This window comes from Rhizobium sp. SEMIA 4085 (assembly GCF_013004495.1).
Lineage (GTDB): Bacteria > Pseudomonadota > Alphaproteobacteria > Rhizobiales > Rhizobiaceae > Rhizobium > Rhizobium gallicum.
On record NZ_JABEPH010000576.1, the window covers coordinates 1 to 2393 of the forward strand.

Below are 2393 nucleotides of genomic sequence, written 5' to 3' on the forward strand. Positions count from 1 at the left end.
GATCTGCAGGCTCTCAGGGCAAGGGTCGAGGAAGTGGCCGCGACAGGTGTTGATTTCATCAAGATCGGGTTTCTACCGTCGTCCCGTATCGGGGCGGATGCGCAAGCCTTGGCCGATATTGCCGGCCGCAAGAGGTTGATCGCCGTTGTTTTTGCCGACCATCGATACGAGGAGAACGTCATGACATCGTTTGCAAAAGCAGGCTTTTACGGCGTCATGCTGGATACGGATGACAAATCGAAGGGACGGTTGCTGGATCACATTCCTCCAGATCGGATTTCGGATTTTGTGGCGCAGGGACAACGGCACGGATTGATGACGGGCGTTGCCGGCTCATTGGAAGCACCCGACATCCCCCGCTTGCTGCCGGGCAAGCCGGATTTTCTGGGCTTCCGGGGAGCGCTGTGCGAGGGCCTGTCCAGGAACGCCGATCTGGACGCTGAAGCCACGGCAAAGATCCGTGCTCTTATTCCCGGGGAGCGGCCAGCTGAAAAAACGCCGAGCGTTGACCTCGAACTCCTGGCGGCACGAGGGTATTTCCCCGATGCGGCTGAGGACAATCTCGGCACCGACCAGATCTTCGTGCGGGATTTCGTCCTGCCGGTCGACATCGGCGCTTACAGCTTTGAACATGGCAAAAAGCAGAAGGTCCGGTTCGATGTGACGGCGGATGTCCTACGTCTCACCCGCGATCCGAAGGACATGCATCATATCGTTTCTTACGACCTCATCATGGACGGCATCCGCGCGATCGTCAGCCGTGGTCATGTCGATCTGGTTGAAACGCTTGCCGAGCAGGCTGCAGCGTTCATCCTTGAGAACCCGCGTGTGGCTCGTGTCGTTGTGCGCGTAGAAAAATTGGAGCTGGGTCCGGGCGGCGTTGGCGTGCAGATCGAGCGCAAGAGGGAAAGCGCCCGATTGTCAAAGCCGCTTCGCGTCGTAGCGGCAAAGGCCGAAGGAGGAAGGAAAGTGGTATGAAGCCGCTGGTCGTCAAGCTTGGAGGAAGCACGGCCGGCCGTATCGAGATGGACCAATGGATTGCGGTGCTGGCATCGGCGCGCCTGCCATTGGTGATCGTTCCCGGCGGCGGACCGTTTGCCGACCAGGTGCGCGTTTCGCAAAATAACATGCACTTCTCAAATGCCGCGGCACATGAGATGGCCATTCTCGCCATGGATCAGTTCGGCATCGTGATCGCCGAGCGGCATGCGCGTTTTCAACCGGCCCGGTCGCTGCGCGAGCTCGACGCAATTCTCGCCGAAGACGAAATACCGGTATGGCTGCCGTCCCAGATGACCCGCAACGCCGACATCGCACAGTCGTGGGATGTGACGTCGGATGCACTTGCGGCCTGGCTGTGCAGGCAGATCGGAAGCCGCCAGTTGCTGTTGTGCAAGCAGGTCGATCCGGAATCCCTTCCGAACGATCTGGAAGCGCTCGTTGACAATGGCGTCGTCGATGCCATGCTGCCGCAACTGCTCGGGGAGGAGACAGTCTTGTACGTTGCCGGACCATCGTCGCTCAGTTCGCAGCTTCTCGCGCTGCCCATGACCCGCATACCCGGGCGCCCAGTGGGATTGCCCGAGGAAGCCCGCAGAGAGACGTGCCGATGACGCGGCTTCGAACGCCGCGATGGGCCTGGGTGCTGACCGGGTCAGGCCATTTCTTCGTCGAATGCTTCGAGTTGATCCGCTCACTCGACCATTGCGACGTCTTCGTGACGAAGGCCGCAGACGAAGTTCTCAGGATGTATGGGCTGAAGCTCGATTTTTCGGACACGACGCGCGTGCTTCACGACAAGACGGCAAGTGCGGTCCCTGTCGGCGAATTCTATCACGGCGTCTATCATAGCGTCGTGATTGCGCCTGCCACGTCCAATACCGTCGCAAAATGCGTGGCGGGAATCTCCGACACGATCGCCACGAATGTCTACGCACAAGCCGGCAAATGCCGCCTTCCATCAATCGTCTTTGCTTGTGACACCGCGCCCGAGCTGGAGACAATGGCTCCCCACGGAATGGTGAAGGTCTATCCGCGGCCGATCGATCTTGAGAACACGGCCCGTCTCAAGACCTTTGAACGCACGCAGGTCGTGGAATCCTTTGCTGATCTGGAGCTGGCGGTGGCGCGGCGGAAAGGGGAGATCGACGGTCGTGGCTGAGCATCTCGTCTTCCTGACCGGGCACCTGGCAAAGGCCAGGCTTGAAAACATTCTCACCGGACTGGGAACAACCCCCTTCACCTACGAGATCATCGACATCGGTGTGAAGGTTGCCGCCCTGATGACGGAAGAAATCGTCAGCCGTCGCTTGCCTCGGCCGTTGAAGGCGGACCGGGTTGTCTTGCCCGGTCGGTTCAGAGGCCATCTGGAACGGTTAAGCGACGAATTCGGC

Annotated in this window: 4 protein-coding genes; all 4 read left to right on the forward strand. The window is 59.8% G+C overall.

The genetic code is table 11. The features are described from left to right. Positions 1–978, forward strand: a 978-nt coding sequence (locus C9413_RS31155) for a (5-formylfuran-3-yl)methyl phosphate synthase (protein WP_170251414.1), incomplete at its 5' end; no start/stop codon positions are given. Beyond that, the gene (locus C9413_RS31160) at positions 975–1613 is read left to right on the forward strand and encodes a hypothetical protein (RefSeq protein ID WP_040115779.1); all 639 of its coding nucleotides are present in this window, start codon (positions 975–977) and stop codon (positions 1611–1613) included. The genes C9413_RS31155 and C9413_RS31160, both read left to right, overlap by 4 nt. After that, a complete protein-coding gene (locus tag C9413_RS31165) occupies positions 1610–2161 on the forward strand; it encodes a flavoprotein (RefSeq protein WP_040115778.1) in 552 nt (183 codons plus the stop codon). The genes C9413_RS31160 and C9413_RS31165 overlap by 4 nt, the downstream gene beginning before the upstream one ends. Further along, positions 2154–2393 (forward strand): DUF6513 domain-containing protein (locus tag C9413_RS31170; RefSeq protein ID WP_348648820.1); only part of this gene is annotated, 240 nt, incomplete at its 3' end. The genes C9413_RS31165 and C9413_RS31170, both read left to right, overlap by 8 nt.